General features: G+C 35.3%; 16 protein-coding genes. 12 read left to right on the forward strand and 4 right to left on the reverse strand.

The window, feature by feature from the left end; all coding sequences use genetic code 11:
* Positions 1-38: 38 nt before the first annotated feature.
* From HCX49_RS03105 to HCX49_RS03145, 9 genes are all read left to right on the forward strand, one after another.
* Positions 39-911: a helix-turn-helix domain-containing protein gene (locus HCX49_RS03105; RefSeq protein WP_168126084.1), complete on the forward strand. Its 873-nt coding sequence runs from the start codon at positions 39-41 to the stop codon at positions 909-911.
* Positions 912-1,028: 117 nt separating this feature from the next.
* Positions 1,029-2,249: a TCR/Tet family MFS transporter gene (locus HCX49_RS03110; RefSeq protein ID WP_168126085.1), complete on the forward strand. Its 1,221-nt coding sequence runs from the start codon at positions 1,029-1,031 to the stop codon at positions 2,247-2,249.
* A gap of 490 nt (positions 2,250-2,739) precedes the next feature.
* Positions 2,740-3,630, forward strand: a complete 891-nt coding sequence (locus HCX49_RS03115; protein ID WP_168126086.1) for a helix-turn-helix domain-containing protein — start codon at positions 2,740-2,742, stop codon at positions 3,628-3,630.
* Positions 3,631-3,696: 66 nt separating this feature from the next.
* Positions 3,697-4,695, forward strand: coding sequence for a DUF6268 family outer membrane beta-barrel protein (locus HCX49_RS03120; protein ID WP_168126087.1), 999 nt, complete (start codon positions 3,697-3,699; stop codon positions 4,693-4,695).
* A gap of 53 nt (positions 4,696-4,748) precedes the next feature.
* On the forward strand, positions 4,749-5,156 hold the full coding sequence (locus HCX49_RS03125; RefSeq protein WP_168126088.1) for a hypothetical protein: 408 nt from the start codon (positions 4,749-4,751) through the stop codon (positions 5,154-5,156).
* Entirely contained in the window at positions 5,143-6,057 is a 915-nt protein-coding gene (locus tag HCX49_RS03130; protein WP_168126089.1) for an NAD(P)H-binding protein, read from the forward strand. Before HCX49_RS03125 ends, HCX49_RS03130 begins: the two co-directional genes overlap by 14 nt.
* Before the next feature lie 59 nt (positions 6,058-6,116).
* A complete protein-coding gene (locus HCX49_RS03135; RefSeq protein ID WP_168126090.1) occupies positions 6,117-6,284 on the forward strand; it encodes a hypothetical protein in 168 nt (55 codons plus the stop codon).
* Between the two features lie 542 nt (positions 6,285-6,826).
* A complete protein-coding gene (locus tag HCX49_RS03140; protein ID WP_168126091.1) occupies positions 6,827-7,315 on the forward strand; it encodes a GNAT family N-acetyltransferase in 489 nt (162 codons plus the stop codon).
* Between the two features lie 29 nt (positions 7,316-7,344).
* A complete protein-coding gene (locus HCX49_RS03145; RefSeq protein WP_168126092.1) occupies positions 7,345-7,869 on the forward strand; it encodes an NADPH-dependent FMN reductase in 525 nt (174 codons plus the stop codon).
* A 225-nt stretch (positions 7,870-8,094) separates the two neighbouring features.
* Here the strand turns inward: HCX49_RS03145 and HCX49_RS03150 are convergent, their stop codons facing one another.
* From HCX49_RS03150 to HCX49_RS03165, 4 genes are all read right to left on the reverse strand, one after another.
* Positions 8,095-8,871 (reverse strand): esterase/lipase family protein, encoded by a 777-nt coding sequence (locus HCX49_RS03150; RefSeq protein ID WP_168126093.1) that lies wholly within the window; start codon positions 8,869-8,871, stop codon positions 8,095-8,097.
* 438 nt (positions 8,872-9,309) lie between these two features.
* On the reverse strand, positions 9,310-9,990 hold the full coding sequence (locus HCX49_RS03155; RefSeq protein WP_168126094.1) for a YiiX family permuted papain-like enzyme: 681 nt from the start codon (positions 9,988-9,990) through the stop codon (positions 9,310-9,312).
* Between the two features lie 129 nt (positions 9,991-10,119).
* The gene (locus HCX49_RS03160; protein ID WP_168126095.1) at positions 10,120-10,887 is read right to left on the reverse strand and encodes a DUF4262 domain-containing protein; all 768 of its coding nucleotides are present in this window, start codon (positions 10,885-10,887) and stop codon (positions 10,120-10,122) included.
* A 276-nt stretch (positions 10,888-11,163) separates the two neighbouring features.
* Positions 11,164-11,607: a hypothetical protein gene (locus HCX49_RS03165; RefSeq protein WP_168126096.1), complete on the reverse strand. Its 444-nt coding sequence runs from the start codon at positions 11,605-11,607 to the stop codon at positions 11,164-11,166.
* A gap of 1,084 nt (positions 11,608-12,691) precedes the next feature.
* Between HCX49_RS03165 and HCX49_RS03170 the strand changes: the two genes are divergently transcribed.
* From HCX49_RS03170 to HCX49_RS03180, 3 genes are all read left to right on the forward strand, one after another.
* The gene (locus tag HCX49_RS03170) at positions 12,692-13,141 is read left to right on the forward strand and encodes a nuclear transport factor 2 family protein (RefSeq protein ID WP_168126097.1); all 450 of its coding nucleotides are present in this window, start codon (positions 12,692-12,694) and stop codon (positions 13,139-13,141) included.
* A 219-nt stretch (positions 13,142-13,360) separates the two neighbouring features.
* Positions 13,361-14,281: an Rpn family recombination-promoting nuclease/putative transposase gene (locus HCX49_RS03175; RefSeq protein ID WP_168126098.1), complete on the forward strand. Its 921-nt coding sequence runs from the start codon at positions 13,361-13,363 to the stop codon at positions 14,279-14,281.
* 157 nt (positions 14,282-14,438) lie between these two features.
* Positions 14,439-15,410, forward strand: a complete 972-nt coding sequence (locus HCX49_RS03180) for a heavy metal-binding domain-containing protein (RefSeq protein WP_206368190.1) — start codon at positions 14,439-14,441, stop codon at positions 15,408-15,410.
* Positions 15,411-15,438: the final 28 nt, after the last annotated feature.

Here is a 15,438-nt window from a genome sequence, read left to right on the forward strand (position 1 = left end):
CACTTGCTATAGGTGTATTTTTTTTCCGACATTTGAACATGCCTCTATTTATAACTTTGGATAATGTCTATAAATTATATAATCTTGATCCTGCTGAAAAGACGGAAGGGATAGTAATTCTTAGTCAGCAAAACGCCCCAAATAAGAAATTTACAAGTCATAGTCGTCTGTTTGATGGTTTATTATTGGGATTTATGATAAAAGGATCCATGAAATCGCAAATCCATTTTCTTGAATATGATATAAACGCAGGTGATATTGCTGTTTTACAACCGCAATTGATGATCGAAACAAAGTCATTGAGTGAACATGCAGAAATAATAACAATTGGTCTTTCATTAGATTTTATTACAGAATTTCCCATTCTACGTGAGTTTGTCATGAATGATCAAATTAGATGGGAACCAATTGTAAGGCTTCAGCCCGACGAAATAAACCTTCAACATGATTTACTCACACTTATACAAAATTTCTATCATAAGAAAGCGAGTCCAAATAAGACACAAATGCTACGGCATCTTGTTCTAGTTTTAATAAGTATGATTTCTGAAGTATATTCTAATTTACCTCATAGCAAAAGCGTAGTAAAGAGCCGCAAACATGAGATCATAGATGATTTTTATCTCCTTATTGCTAAGTATGCTAACCAACATAGAAGCGTTGCATTTTATGCTGAAAAACTTCATTTAACACCGCAGTATCTTTCCAGTTTTCTAAAACAGAAAACTGGAAAATCTGCCTTACAATGGATTGATCATCTCACCATTCTACATGCTAAAACATTACTAAAATCCTCTAGTCTATCCATTAAAGAAATAAGCAATGAACTTCATTTCGAAGAAACAAGTGTTTTTTGCAGATATTTTAAAAGAGCAGTTGGAATATCGCCTAAAACTTACAGAAATGAATAATTAATGATAGTTGTTTTTTAACCGTTATTGATGGGTAAATAAGATCAACTTTCAGATTGTATGTAAATACCATTAAATTGTCAATACCTTCCTTTTGTCTCTTTTTACTTTTACTGCATGAGAAAAACAGATAAAAAAGCGGCCATAGGATTTATATTTATCACATTGTTGATTGATATTACAGGTTGGGGAATTATACTTCCAGTAGTTCCAAAACTCATCGGAGAATTTATTCATAGTGACCTTAGTGAAGCCGCCAAATATGGTGGATGGCTCGGATTTGCGTATGCTATCACCCAATTTATATTTGCGCCTATAGTGGGAAATCTTAGTGATCAATATGGAAGGCGCCCAATCCTTTTAATTTCTCTTTTTGGATTTGCAGTTGACTATATGCTGTTAGCATTTGCACCATCCATGGGTTGGTTATTTTTTGGAAGAATCATTGCTGGGCTTACAGGGGCAAGTATTTCCACAGCAAGTGCGTACATTGCAGATATATCCACCGATGAAGATAGAACGAAAAATTTCGGCCTAATCGGAGCTGCTTTTGGATTAGGATTTATTATAGGCCCGGTAACTGGCGGTTTACTTGGGTATTATGGAACTCGAGTTCCCTTTTATGCAACAGCTTTGCTATGTATGGTGAATTTTCTTTATGGGTTATTTGTACTACCAGAAAGTTTAGATAAAGATAAACGTCGTTCATTTGACTGGAAACGAGCAAATCCCATCGGTACATTTAATTTTTTGAGAAAACAGTCAAAAATATCAAATCTTATTTTTGCTTTAATTCTGGTCTACATAGCTCTTCATGCAGTACAGAGTAACTGGCATTTTTTTACCATGTATAAATTTAATTGGACAGAGCGAGTTGTAGGTCTATCACTAGGTTTACTGGGTTTATTGACCGGATTAGTACAAGGACTCTTAATAAGATGGACCACTCCCAAATTAGGAGAACAGAAAAGTATCTATTTTGGGTTATTATTATATGCATTGGGTTTAATGTTATTTGCATTTACTAATGAAGGATGGATGCTGTTTATTTTCCTCGTACCCTATTCTTTAGGAGGAATATGCGGACCGGCACTACAATCAATAATAAGTAAAAATGTTCCTTCAAATGAACAAGGTGAGCTTCAAGGGGCATTAACCAGTCTAGTGAGTGCGACTTCAATAGTAGGTCCTCCGATTATGACAAACCTATTCTATTATTTTACACATGATAAAGCACCGTTTAAGTTTTCTGGAGCACCATTTTTTTTAGCTTCCGTATTAATGTCAGTTAGTGCAATTATTATTTATTTTGCTTTTCGACGAAAAAACAAACAGTAAGCTAGGGTTAGAAAAATAAAATAATTTCATCGATCCATTTCCCTCATTCACCGAGTTTTTTATTGTGTTAGTATAATAGCCATAGAGTAGGGATGAATTACACCCTACTTTTGAATCAACAATTGCTTAAGCAAAGCATCAAGGTTTGAGTTGGGGGATGTGGGGCTGATGCAATTAGAAACAAAAAATAACATTGTTAATATGTTTGGAATAACATTATAAACGATCTTCAATGAAAAAAAATCATGTTAAAAATAAATTTCATTATGAATCTACTATTAAAATACGATAGGTATATCACTGCAATAGCAAATAAAGTCCCCAGTATGTAGCTGAGCATTTTTTTTATGATTTTATTTGCAGTTCAAAAATATGAAAAAAGGAAAAATGAAATTATTTTATCAATAAAAACAATGATGGTAAATCTAAATTCCGTTCATTTGCTAATAAAAGTTTATACTTGATATCATTTATCCTATAGTTTTGTGCTGTGTCTAAAATAAAGAGAATAACTCCAACAGATTTCAGGGGGCAGTTTATGTCAGAGATGTCAACTGACTTTGCAATTTTAAGAACCCCTGTTCAGATACATGATATTGGAAAAACATCTGGTTTCATTAAAGTCCCCACGCCATTACATAGACCCGAATTCAATTTTATTGTTCATATTACAAGAGGAAGTGCAAAACAACAGGTCGATGCTAATTTGGTGTCAATAAAACAAGATGAAATCTTATTTGTCAAACAAGGGAACGTAACTTCATTGAAGGAAGTAAGCCCAGATGCCGCGGGACACATGATCTTATTTGAAGACCAGACACTCAATCAATTGCTGTCAAAGCAGGAACTCATTAAAATCTTTTCTGCTAATACAGTTATTCATTTACCAGAGGAGAGTAGCGCATGGTTAACATCTCTGTTTGAACTATTGAGTATTGAGATATATTATCCCAATCCGAATCTTGGCATTTGTTATTCTCTTTTACAGGCAGGACTTCAGAAGATTTTTACTTCCAGTAAAGAACTGAATAAAAGTATAAACCGGAGTGCAGAAATTACTTTTAACTTTAAGGAGCTGGTTTACAAACATTATCTGCAACATAAGTCGATCTTATTTTATGCCGGTGAACTGTCTGTTTCTGAAAATTATCTCCACAGATGTGTCAAGGAAACCATTGGTGAAAGTCCAAAGGAATGGATCAATAAAGTCAGTATCTTGCAGAGCCAGCTCCTTTTACAGGACCTGACCAAGAGTATTTCTGAAATTGCTTTTGAGCTTAATTATGGCGATCCTAGCTACTTTGGACGCTTATTTAAAAAAATAACTGGAGTAACCCCCTCGGAATATAGAATTACCTTTATGCAGGATTTGTCCGAGTAAAGAGAGGTTTAGTTTTAAAGCAATTCTTGTTTTCAGTCCACCTTTGTATTATTAAATCCAAAGAAAATGAAAACATTAATTTCTATTAGAAACTTCGGTATCAGGACTGGCCTCCAAATTACCTTTTATTGTAAATACAAAGTCATAACCAAATGGCCATATTTTTGTATTCTTATCTTAGCGCTCCTCTTTTCAAATAAAAGCTATAGTCAGATTATTCAGGACCTTGGAGGGATTGCCGCTACTGTTCATAGTAAAGCTAACTTCAAAGATTTGCCACAAGAAAGTTCCCTTTCAGGAAATAAATTTCAACTGAATACCTATGATGTATGGCTGCCAATTCCCCCTGTAAAAATAGGCAGGACAAGCATTTTTAGTAATTTGAATTATCGTTTAATGGATTTCAATTATGACAACGAAACGATTGATGATCCCAACCGGATTGAAAGAATTCATGAGATAAAATCGGTAATTATTATCCGACACCCGATTTCGAGTAAATGGTCTATTTTGGGAATCGTAATGCCAACCCTAGCTACGGATTTTAAAAAATCTCTTTCCTTTGATGATCTGATTCTGGACGGAATACTTGGTGTATCGAAAAAATTTGGAACTGCATCGAATCTCGAAATAGGATTAGGTGTTCATGCCTTACATTCTTTCGGAGAGACTTTAATTACTCCAGGAATATCAATTGATTATCGAAGCACCGACAACAAATGGTTAGCCCAGTTTTATTGGCCTAGATTAAACGTGCTTTATAATGTGAGTCCAAACACACAGGTAGGTTTGGCGGGTTCAATAGACTGGACTCGATTTAACTTAAAAAATTATCGCGGTTATAGTGTTAAGGAAGTCGATTATGCGCAGTTCTCCACTATACATGGCGGTCTACAGGTACATCAACACTTGATAGGAGGGGTCTGGCTTCAGGTACAAGGTGGAATGGGGCTTTTGAATCGTTATGAGCTATTCGACAGCACACAAAAGACAGTGAATAATTTCTCTATTTCTAACATGGCTTACGGAAAAGCTGCACTGAGCTATCGTATTGGTAGGAGATAAATAAATAATTATCCACTAAATACACATTTGAAAATAATTATTCTTACTATCATATGAAAAATAGAGATTGTCCCCCTTCAGATTTCAGCCTGCGCTTATTGATGGTTGCAGCTATTCCCGCTTATGTATTTCCTACCTTAATGTCTTTTATACCAGCTTTTTTTCTTCAAAAAACTGATCTTATGATGGCAAGCTACACGACTATAGGATTATCCTCCTTGTTGTCAACGATACTTAGCTTTATTATACTTTGGCAATTCGAGCTGAGACAAATATTCGTGCGAAAAAAGTGGGTAGGATCCCTTTTGATTATTCTGTTAATGATTGGTTTGGGGATGTTTTGCACATCGCTATTTAAACTTCAATCAGAACGCTTTAATATAATAACCTCAGCATTTCTTGGTGCAACGATATTAACAATCCGTCAACATATAAAAAATTATAAAAATGAAAAAAATTAAGCCGACCATAGTTGTTTTTGGATGCACAGGTACAGTTGGAAGAGAAGTAATGCGTCAACTAAAAGATTCTGATTGTATAGCAAGAGGGGTTCTCAGAAGTCCTGAACGACCTTATCCTGTACTGATAGGTACCCAACCTTCGAATATAACCTATGTTAGTGCCGACTTAAATTCAAGGGGCCAACTTAAAGAAGCTTGTATTGGGGCAGATGCATTGTTTCTTTTAACTGCAACATCTCCAGATCAGGTTGAACAGGAAATTAATATAATTGATGCTGCCAAACAAAGTGGTATAAAACGAATCGTTAAATTGTCTGCACCTGTAGTTCAGTCTCCTGCCAAAGTGGAGGTAAGCCAATGGCATAGTAAAGTAGAGGACTATCTTTCACAAAATATGGATGATTTCTGTTGCTTAAGACCACATTCATTTATGCAAAATTGGGAACGAAATGCACTAACAATTCAATATTTTGGTAAAATTTACGGCGCTTTAGGTCACGCTAAGCGAAATTACGTTGACTGCCGTGATGTAGCAACGGTCGCCGTAAATTATTTATTGGCAACGGATGAATTAAACCAACGGTCAATTGTTCTTGCAGGGCCTCAAGCTATTACGAACCTAGAAATGGCCGCAAAATTATCGCACATAACATGTCGTAAAATAGAATATGAGGATATTACGCCTGACGAATTACTTAGTCGATTAATTAAAAAATCAAAATTACCTAGATGGTTGGCGACTCATATTGTTGAACTTGATGATCTGGCAATTAAGGTTCCGGAGCCGGAGAGCGATACTATTACTGCCTTAATTCTCAGAAAGCCACGTATTATGGATGAATACCTGCAAGAATATCGGCATCTTTTTAAAAGAAAGCCTCTTTGGAAGCTATTTTTTTAGAGCGTATACTCCATTATGTATTTGGCTAACAGTATGTTTGAGATTCCGTTAATATTTATTTGAAAAAGCAAAAAGGAGAGCAGTTAAACTGTAAAACCAGTACCACCATCGTAAAGGAGTCGGGTGACTATATGATTGCCAAATTAACCATGCAGTTTGAAAACTTTACCAAAGTCGATCTCGTGACATTATTCAATGACAGCGGTAACTGGAAAGTATCCCAATAGATCAACTCGTACAAATAATTTACTGTTAAATCATATGTTTAGTTAAGGCCACGTTGAGAGATGTGGCTTCTGCTTTTCGATAGCAAGACCACGTTCACAAAGTATTGAATATTTTTTTATTGCTTCACGAAAATAGACAATGTTAAGTGACTTTGATACAAAGAAATATATAGCTGAAATAACTCGTACTAAGGTCGACATTATAATTTATTTTGATTCGTTGCGTTATGGCAATTCTACAGAAGAGTGAAGTTACATCGGCTTAATTTGTAATGTCTAAATCTGTTGCATAGCGTAAAACTAAACCATGACCAAGCATTAATCTAACTTCTTTTAGAACTTGTTAAATGAGAAAAAGATTGTAGTTTTGACTTAGTTAGATTTGATAATATCTTTCAACTAAAATAGGAAAAATTAAGGTTAATGCTATTTAATGCTATACACAACTGTAGGAAGTTTTAGGCTAAATAACCATATTTTAAAATGATTATTAGTTTAAGCTCTGCAAGCATAAATTTCAAAATAGAACGATAGTTAACGAAATGATTAGAAAAGCAATTCAAAGCGATATTATTCAAGCGTCAAAGGTACTGGAGGAGGTAAAGATTGATATGTTGCGTGAAGGTGTTGATCAGTGGGATCAAGAATATCCGAATAAGATGGTACTACAACAGGATATTGACAAGGAGCAGGCATTTATTTATGAAGAGCAGGGCGAGCTAGTCGCGTATATGGCTCTAAATGAAAAATGTGATGAAGAATATAATGACTTAAATTGGAATACCAGCATTCCCTTTCTAGTGATTCATCGTCTATATGTAAAACCAGTTGCTCAAGGAAAAGGACTTTCTAGTAAAATGATCAGATATGCAGAACAATATGCTGTTGAACACAAATACCAATCCATTCGTTTTGATGCCTTTTCATTAAATGAAACAGCGAATGCCGTTTATTTAAAAAAAGGATATCATCTGGTGGGCACTGTTAATTTTCGAAAAGGAGTTTTCAATTGTTATGAAAAGGCGATTTAGCTCTTAATAATTTAGGATTAAAATAACTTATGAAAAATATTTTTGTAATAAATGGTAGTGCGAGTAGCTATTCGTCAAATCAAAAGCTTATAACTTTAATCGTTGACCTTACACAGGATACTCTAAATATCAAAGTTTTTAATGATCTTAAAACTCTTCCACATTTTGATCCTGAACTTTCTATCGAAAATACACCAGAAGAAATCTTAAAGTTTAGAAAAGAGATTGAAATAGCTGATGGGGTTTTAATTTGTACACCTGAGTATGTTTTCAGTATACCCAGCGGACTCAAAAATATGATCGAATGGTGTGTGTCAACAACTGTATTTTCTGGCAAACCGTTGGGGATAATAACAGCATCAGCTCATGGAGAAAAAGGACATGTAGAATTACAGCTAATTATGGAAACGTTAATGGCAAATTTCACGACAGAGACTACACTTTTAATTTCTGGAATAAAAGGGAAAATAAATGAAAAAGGGCATTTAACGGATTCTAAAACAAATATTGCGCTATTAAATTTTGTAGATGCCTTTAAAAAACTGATGTCATAGTTTGAAATTGGGAATCAGATTTATTGCGAGATTGATCATAGAATTAAAACCAGCAGACGTTCTGAAGGTATTTCCTTTTTGAAAAAACAACTTTTTATTAATCTTTTATTTGAAGATATTGAAAAAGTAGCAAATCATGTTTATTCACCAACATTATGCATTTTATTAAATAATTTTGATTTCATTATCTAGTTAAGAAACCTGATGTTTTTCAGAAGTATACCATTAAAAACCATTTTTAGAAAGATCATCTGTTATTTTACGGTAAATCTCGGGAATGTCAAATGCTCCAATTTTCCTCCGTTTTATGTCAGTTATTTCACCATGTGAAATACCACGCCTACTATCCGTGAATAATTGAAATTTATCACCCCAAACTGCCGATTTCACAGGTACAAGTCCATCATTTTCTCCGGCGTTCTTTATTAAATACTGATATGTCCAAGAGTATAGGAAGTCATCTTTTTTAGAAGCCATAGCAGATGCATAACTATTGTAATATACCAATGGATCATTTAAGTTATTTTGATTAAAACTTTCCATATAATTTATGCTTAGCTCATTTATTACATTATAAATATTTGGATTATTGTCACCGAAAATTTTGACCAAAACAGGGAGTATGCGTTTCGCAAGTGAACTTTGGAAGGTTCTGTTATTTAAAAAATAATCTGCAATTAAAGTACCGTGATGAGGCGTTGATATTGTTGTTAAGGAAGCTATTTTTTGACCATATTGCAAAGTCGAAATCAGGAAGCGCGCGTCAATGCCACCTTTTGAATGCGCTATTAAATTAATTTTTTCTGCACCGGTCTTATGGATTATATCTTCTATTCTTAATTGAAGTAACTTTGCATTATCTTCAATTGAGCCCCAAGCATCTGTATACCCATAAAATACATTAATTCCTAACTCCTTTAACAATTTTGGAATTCTTCCCCAGAACAAAGTGTTGTCTTTTGCTCCAGTTCCGTGTATCAGTATAAGTGGATATTTTAACATTTAGTTTCTATTTTTTGTAGATACAAAGCATAATAGGATTGTCTGAATTATTTCTGATATGACACTTTTGTTAAAGTGAATTTTAATATAAACAATATACCTTTTATATATTCATTTCAAATTATCATTTCTACGCTTATTAGCTTTTTATTTTTCTAGTGTTTTCCAATTTCCTTTTTTTAAATAAACATTATTAAAGATAGGAGAATGAAATACCAGGTTGAAGCTCCAAGTATTTCGGTAGATTATAGGATTACTAACTATTATGTGATGAATAGGGAGGTCCATTATTATTTTCAGTCATTCTGAATTATAGGGTTTTACTGTTGTGATCTTTCCGCAATATGTTTTAAGTGTGTTCTCTTGATTAGTTACGTAAAAATAATAAAGTCAATGCAATCTTGATCATAGAATGCCATATAGGTATATGGCTATTTATTAATTTACATTTATTGTTTCTAATAGTTCGCTGTTAAATACCGCTTTTGGTGAAATTACAACTTCGTTAAGCGGTATTTTGTGGCCATAACGCTCTTTCATTTTTTGTTTAACAACTTCGTCTGTTAAGTCAAAGTCGCTTAGTTTTTCAAGTTTGCCAATTTCAAGCCCTGTCGCACGTTTGTAGATTTTCCAGATTAGTTCAGAACAATAAATTTTGTCATCACTCCATTCAAAAGTTAGGTCATAATTTTTACCTTTAAACTTGTCGCCTTCTTGTTTCATTTTTTGAATTGTTTCAGTTGTCAAAATTTTATCAGCGTTTTTTAGTCGCTTAATTACATAATGTCCGTCTTTGCCCCGAGCGATCCATTTGTCAAGTGTTGTTAGCTTAATGGGCTGCACTGCTTCAAAAACGTAATGTTGTCCATTGTCGCTGTAAATGATACCGCAATGTGAATATTTTGATTTTGTTGCTAGTTGGATTGCTTTGTTTTGTCCTGAAAGTGAAGTTTGAAAAATTAAGTCGCCATTTTTAATTTTGCTTTTGTTCGCAAGTTTTTTGACCTCTGTTTTTACCTTGTCCAGTCGATTGTTTGGGTCGTGAAATTTTCTTTTGGCGTGGAGACCACCGACGACAATTAGTACACAAAGCCCTAGTAAAATTATCCCTTTTTTCATATTTGTCTGTTGTTGTTTTGGTCTCTGAAAATTTCACAAATACTTCTAACATCGCATATAGATAAAAATATTCTATCCATTTTTCATTCTTTTTAATACATAATGACTAAAGGATAGATAATCTATTGATTACTCTTCTTCATCCTCTTCAATTCTATTTCGTATCCATTTTCCACCTATGGTATCGCGTTCTGCTTCTTCGCCATATTCAAGGTCAAATATTTCGTTCAATGTAATGTCTTTCTTAGTTAATTCTTCAAGTGCAACGATTTTAATATCTTCTGGTACTTGATCTCCTGTCAGAAACTGCCAGTCACCATCATGATCATGCACGACATGCAATATAGGCTCTTTTTCTTCAAGCCATTGCCGCGTTGTAAAAGTTGTTAAATTCTTAGGCTCATAAAACTTAAATTCAGCATTCCTATTAAGCAAAGGTTGTATGTAAACATATTTTTCTTCAAAATTTTCCTCCCATGGAAATCTGTCATTACTGTCCGTCCAGATTAATTGAAGCGCATCAAATTGTTTGTCTTGATAATAGTTTATCCCGGTACCAAAATAATCATCGATGTTTCTTTTATCTACCGCTATAAACATAGCCTTACTTTCATAGAAGATGTTGCAGTAAATTTCTCCGGGTGTAAACACCTCACCATCTTTGATTAGGTCCGCAATAACATTGGTGATTTCGTGTGCCAAATCGGTCGGTAGACCAAAGCAGATTATTTCAGGATGATGGTATCTCTGCGTTAGACCAATGCTATAAGTAAAAGATGGCAGATAGTTTGTCGCAGCGACTGTAATAACCTGAAGACCAAATTTGTCTATGTTTATTTTAGTCTTTTCGAGTAAATCATCAGTATTAATACAGTTATGTTCGCTTTTTTCGGTCATTATTTGCAGTTACATTAGCTCTGTTAAATATATTGTATGGTGAATTTAACATTTTGAATCGGTCCTCACAACTTCACCTAGTCATTTCGACCGTTCACTAAGTTTTTTGCTGGTTTATTCTAAACTATAAAACTAGCCCACAATTGTACAGGAGTCTGGTGACTATATAATCGCCAAAATAACATGCAGTTAGACTATTACTCCTGCATCAGAAATAAATCTGATGTTCCAGCCAAGATATTTGATGGTTTCACATCCTTATTTTTAATTATCAAATTATTCAGTTTTCTTAATCGCACTATCCAGCCTAGCCAAGTAATACGTATACTGTCTTTCCTCCATTACTCCTCGTTCCTTTAGGACATAAGTTTTCATGATAAAGGACGTATTGTCGACCCATTTGATATCTTCCACTGCCCAATTCTTGGTCTGAAAGCTTGCCATTTCTGAAATTCGGGCATGAGAGCTGATCATGCCATCGCGTATTTCTAGAAGTCCTATAAAGCAACTATTGCGTTCATATACATGGTTGTAGTAGTAGGCAAGAAAGCGTCCGTCGGGAGAATGGATGGAGAGCGATACGGCAGCATCTCCGATAGAGACAATCCCATACTGATCGGAAGTAGCGCTGTCCAGCAATACCATGTCGTTAAATCCGAGATGTTCAGAAACACTATGGTTTACTAAAGCATGCATCAGCAAGCGCGGGAAATATCCCATATACTGCCAGCCGCGAAAACCGTCGTCTTGTCGGAGCGAATCGTCATATTTTTTGAGTGTAATGAGGCCTTTTCCTGTAGGTACTATCAGTGTGTTCTTCTTTATGGCAACGTGGGAAAATATCATTTTCGGCGCGGGAGTAGCCTTTTCATAAAGTTGTTTCTCTGCAATCTCAATATGTATTGCTGGAAGGCTGTCATAGCGATCTGCATAGCCTACAGCCAGTTCTTGGCCTGACTGACCATAAGCAAGTCCTATTGAAAAGAAAAAAAGGAAGATCAGTCTCATGTTAATTTCTTTGCTTTATTTTCAAATTTTTGTTTCAAAGAGTATATTCTATTTTATGTAAATTTTATCTACAGAATTTATCTCTTATAAATTAATGACTTTCATTGCACTAAATTCTATGATGATTCTTTCATAAGTTTTTAGAAAAGCTTTCAAAAGTTCTTCATGTAAATTATATAGCAATTCGAGGAGTCGGTATAAAACTCTCGAGTGGGTAAAATTGAATTGTTTCGTCTTCTTGACTTTTAGCGCTATAGCTACAGAGCAATAATGAAACAATCATAAAGTACCTAGATAAGCAATATTTGATAAAGTTTGAAGAAATAGATTTAGTCATTATAACCAATAAATCTAATCTTATTAAGTTACGTATAAAACGATATATAACACTGTAAATAATCATGAGAATTAGGCCATTTTTAAACATCAAAAGGGCCTAATTCTCATTAGACCCTTTATCTTGGCGTTTAACTGCACAGTAATTTTTATGTTTCTTATCGTTTCCTCTTTTTTGTTTCATCATCCAAATTGTTTTGAAGCAATTGGATTTATTTACTGTATTACGTCATTTATCGTTATCCACTTTCATGCTGAAAGTATGTTTGTTATCGCTTTGTATAATAAGAACACCTGTCTAATAGAATAGTTCAAAAAAGTTTAAAATAATTTCACCTATCCATTTCCTTCATTCACCGAGTTTTTAGTTGGTTTAGTCTAATTGCCATAGGGTAGGGACGATCTACATCTTACTTTTGAATCAACAAATAAGAACTAACAATATAAAAATAAAGACATTATGAACACTATAGCAAAAACATTCGCGGCAGCAGCCTTGATCGCAGTATCTACTTTCACTATGGCAGCAGGCAAACCAGAGGTAGCAAACCCTAAAAAAGCAGTGGTCAATTTATCTACAGCAGATCTAGCCATTGATCATTACGTTGCGGTTATGACAGAAGGACAATCGGCAGGAGTAGAGCAATTGTTTACGACAGACTTCAGCCAAAAAGTACAGGCAGTAGAAGATAAAACCAATAGCCGTTCTGAAGTTATTTCCTTCTTGAAAAAGCAAAAAGGAGAGCAGTTAAACTGTAAAACTAGCACCACCATCGTACAGGAATCTGCGGACTATATGATAGCAAAAGTAACGATGCAGTTTGAAGGATTTACTAAAACTGATCTAGTGACACTGGTAAATGACGAAGGTAACTGGAAAGTATCCCAATCCATCAACTCGTATAAGTAGATAAAGTTTAATCCATATGTTTAGTTAAAGCCACGTCATGAGATGTGGCTTTTTTTGTGTCCGGAAAGCAAGATTAGGTTAACAGGTTGATGCTTTTGTTGCCAGCTAGCCGACAACAAACGACTACTGTCGACTACAAACGTTTAATAACCGGCTAATAATTTTAGTTTTTCTGATGTTTGCTTAGCAACATTAATTATTTAAGCAGATCCTAAAATTATGAAAAATCACGTTCAGCCCGTTTTTATTGATCCGACCACCGATGAGGGCTTTAAACGGTTATTCGGAGACAAAGTCAACCTGATCAACTTTCTTAACATCATCTTTCGTGGTCGAAAGACCATCGTTGATCTGACGTATAGAGATACCGAGCGTATCGGTGCAACCGAAGAAATCGGCAAAGTTATCTTTGATCTTGTAGTTCAGATCAGTACAGGAGAAGAGATCATCATCGAGATGCAGACAAGTACACAGACCAACCTGAAGCAACGTATGCTGTATTATGCCAGCAAGGTCATTTCAGATACAGCGCCCAAAGGAAACCGCAAAGCCTGGGGATACGCTATTCCTGAGGTTTACACCATTGTCCTGATGGATGGTTTTCATATGCCGGGAGGTGATTATAAAACCTATTTTCACGATACCTGCCTGTGTAATAGAGATTCAGGACAAATATTTTACGAGGGTTTGGGGTTTATCTATTTAGAAATTATTAACTTTGTTAATAGCGAAGCTGAGGTTGAAGACGAACTGGACAAAGTATTTTATATGCTCAAGAATATGTCTACGTTAAAGACCTTGCCACGGATCATGAAATCGGCAGTATTTCAACGCTTCTTTCAGTTGGCCAGCTACGTAAAATTGACAAAGGAGGAACGGACTATGTATGATATTAGTTTAAAACGTAAATGGGATGCAGAAGCAGTGCGGATGTATCAACAGGAACAAGTTGAAGGACTAGAAAAACAATTGGAAGAGGCTAAGCAAGCATCCAAGAAAGCAGTTGCAATTGCTAAAGCTGAAGGCCAACACCAAAAAGCTATTGAGACGGCTGTAAAGCTAAAATCGATGGGATTATCAGTAGACCAAATTGCTGAGGCGACAGGCCTTACCATCGACGAGATTGAAAAACTGAAATAAATCCAATAGATCATATAAAATAACCAATAAAGCCATTCTTAACAGAATGGCTTTATTGGTTTTATACCATTCTTACGGCTTCCCGTATTTTTTAATCAAACCAATTACCACAACAATCCCATATCAGCAACAGCTGTTATTGGAACCAATGCTTTGAGTGCAATCAGGAGCGAGCTTCGTGGCGTTTGCTTCGCAGATCCCTTCGGGATTTTTCGGTGGGCGCTCCCGCAATTATGAAAACAAATTACAGGAGCTCTATAAGAGCGTAGTGGAGTCTTTAAAGCAAAATGCCCGTAGCTATAGGGCAGATGCGGTTATAGGCTTCAGCGTCAATATTGATGAGATCTCGGGCAAAGGAACGCAAATGTTCATGATCACCGCTATCGGTACACCTGTATTGCTCAATGAAATTAAACATATACAGGCAGAAGCGGTAGATGGAGATATCGATGGATCAGTTATTAAGCACAAAGTCAAGGCAAGCTTGATCAAAGAACGCTATACCGGTATCTATTCAATGGACAATGCTACAGCCGAGTTTATAGCCACATCCCGATTGACCGAATTTGTACCCCTACTATTTAAAGCAATGAATGAAACAGGGGAGGATCAAGAATTCAAAGACCGTCAAGCCATGCTCTTCCGTTATTTTGATTTCCTGGACAAAGACCAAGCTATAGCCATACTCTATGGACAGTTGCTGTCGGAAGATTTAACCGGCGCACAGTTTAAGATCATTAGCAAAGCTATCAGCAGTTCCAATCTTATCGATTACGATCAGGTTGAGAAGCTGTTAGCAGGATCTTTATTAGCAAAAAAGGCAGCATTGAAGGTACTTAGCTTAGACAAAGACTGGTATTCCGCTCAAGATAATGCCTATCTACAGACATTGAAAGGAGAGGGCTTGTTACAGCTATTTCCAGAAGTCGTTACCGTTAAAGAGTCAAAGGGCATGTTTTCATCGTGTAAAGAAGTTTGGGAATGCTCATGTGGCAATAGCAATAAGCTGGATGCTACCGCATGTAGCTCTTGTACTAAAGATAAACGAAGCTTTGGTTCTGAGGAATTAAAATCTGAAGCTGTGCAGAACCTGATTAATCGGAGATTAGCGGTTATTGAAAGGATCTAATTAGGTCAATTACTCCCCTATGTTAATT

This window comes from Sphingobacterium sp. B16(2022) (assembly GCF_012030425.1).
Classification (GTDB): Bacteria; Bacteroidota; Bacteroidia; order Sphingobacteriales; family Sphingobacteriaceae; genus Sphingobacterium; species Sphingobacterium anhuiense.

Coding starts and splice junctions, on each gene's coding strand:
- HCX49_RS03125 (WP_168126088.1), top strand. CDS start 4,749: ATGAAAAATAGAGATTGTCCCCCTTCAGATTTCAGCCTGCGCTTATTG.
- HCX49_RS03140 (WP_168126091.1), top strand. CDS start 6,827: ATGATTAGAAAAGCAATTCAAAGCGATATTATTCAAGCGTCAAAGGTA.
- HCX49_RS03170 (WP_168126097.1), top strand. CDS start 12,692: ATGAACACTATAGCAAAAACATTCGCGGCAGCAGCCTTGATCGCAGTA.
- HCX49_RS03105 (WP_168126084.1), top strand. CDS start 39: ATGCCTCTATTTATAACTTTGGATAATGTCTATAAATTATATAATCTT.
- HCX49_RS03175 (WP_168126098.1), top strand. CDS start 13,361: ATGAAAAATCACGTTCAGCCCGTTTTTATTGATCCGACCACCGATGAG.
- HCX49_RS03145 (WP_168126092.1), top strand. CDS start 7,345: ATGAAAAATATTTTTGTAATAAATGGTAGTGCGAGTAGCTATTCGTCA.
- HCX49_RS03160 (WP_168126095.1), bottom strand. CDS start 10,887: ATGACCGAAAAAAGCGAACATAACTGTATTAATACTGATGATTTACTC.
- HCX49_RS03165 (WP_168126096.1), bottom strand. CDS start 11,607: ATGGGATATTTCCCGCGCTTGCTGATGCATGCTTTAGTAAACCATAGT.
- HCX49_RS03150 (WP_168126093.1), bottom strand. CDS start 8,871: ATGTTAAAATATCCACTTATACTGATACACGGAACTGGAGCAAAAGAC.
- HCX49_RS03120 (WP_168126087.1), top strand. CDS start 3,697: ATGAAAACATTAATTTCTATTAGAAACTTCGGTATCAGGACTGGCCTC.
- HCX49_RS03130 (WP_168126089.1), top strand. CDS start 5,143: ATGAAAAAAATTAAGCCGACCATAGTTGTTTTTGGATGCACAGGTACA.
- HCX49_RS03155 (WP_168126094.1), bottom strand. CDS start 9,990: ATGAAAAAAGGGATAATTTTACTAGGGCTTTGTGTACTAATTGTCGTC.
- HCX49_RS03110 (WP_168126085.1), top strand. CDS start 1,029: ATGAGAAAAACAGATAAAAAAGCGGCCATAGGATTTATATTTATCACA.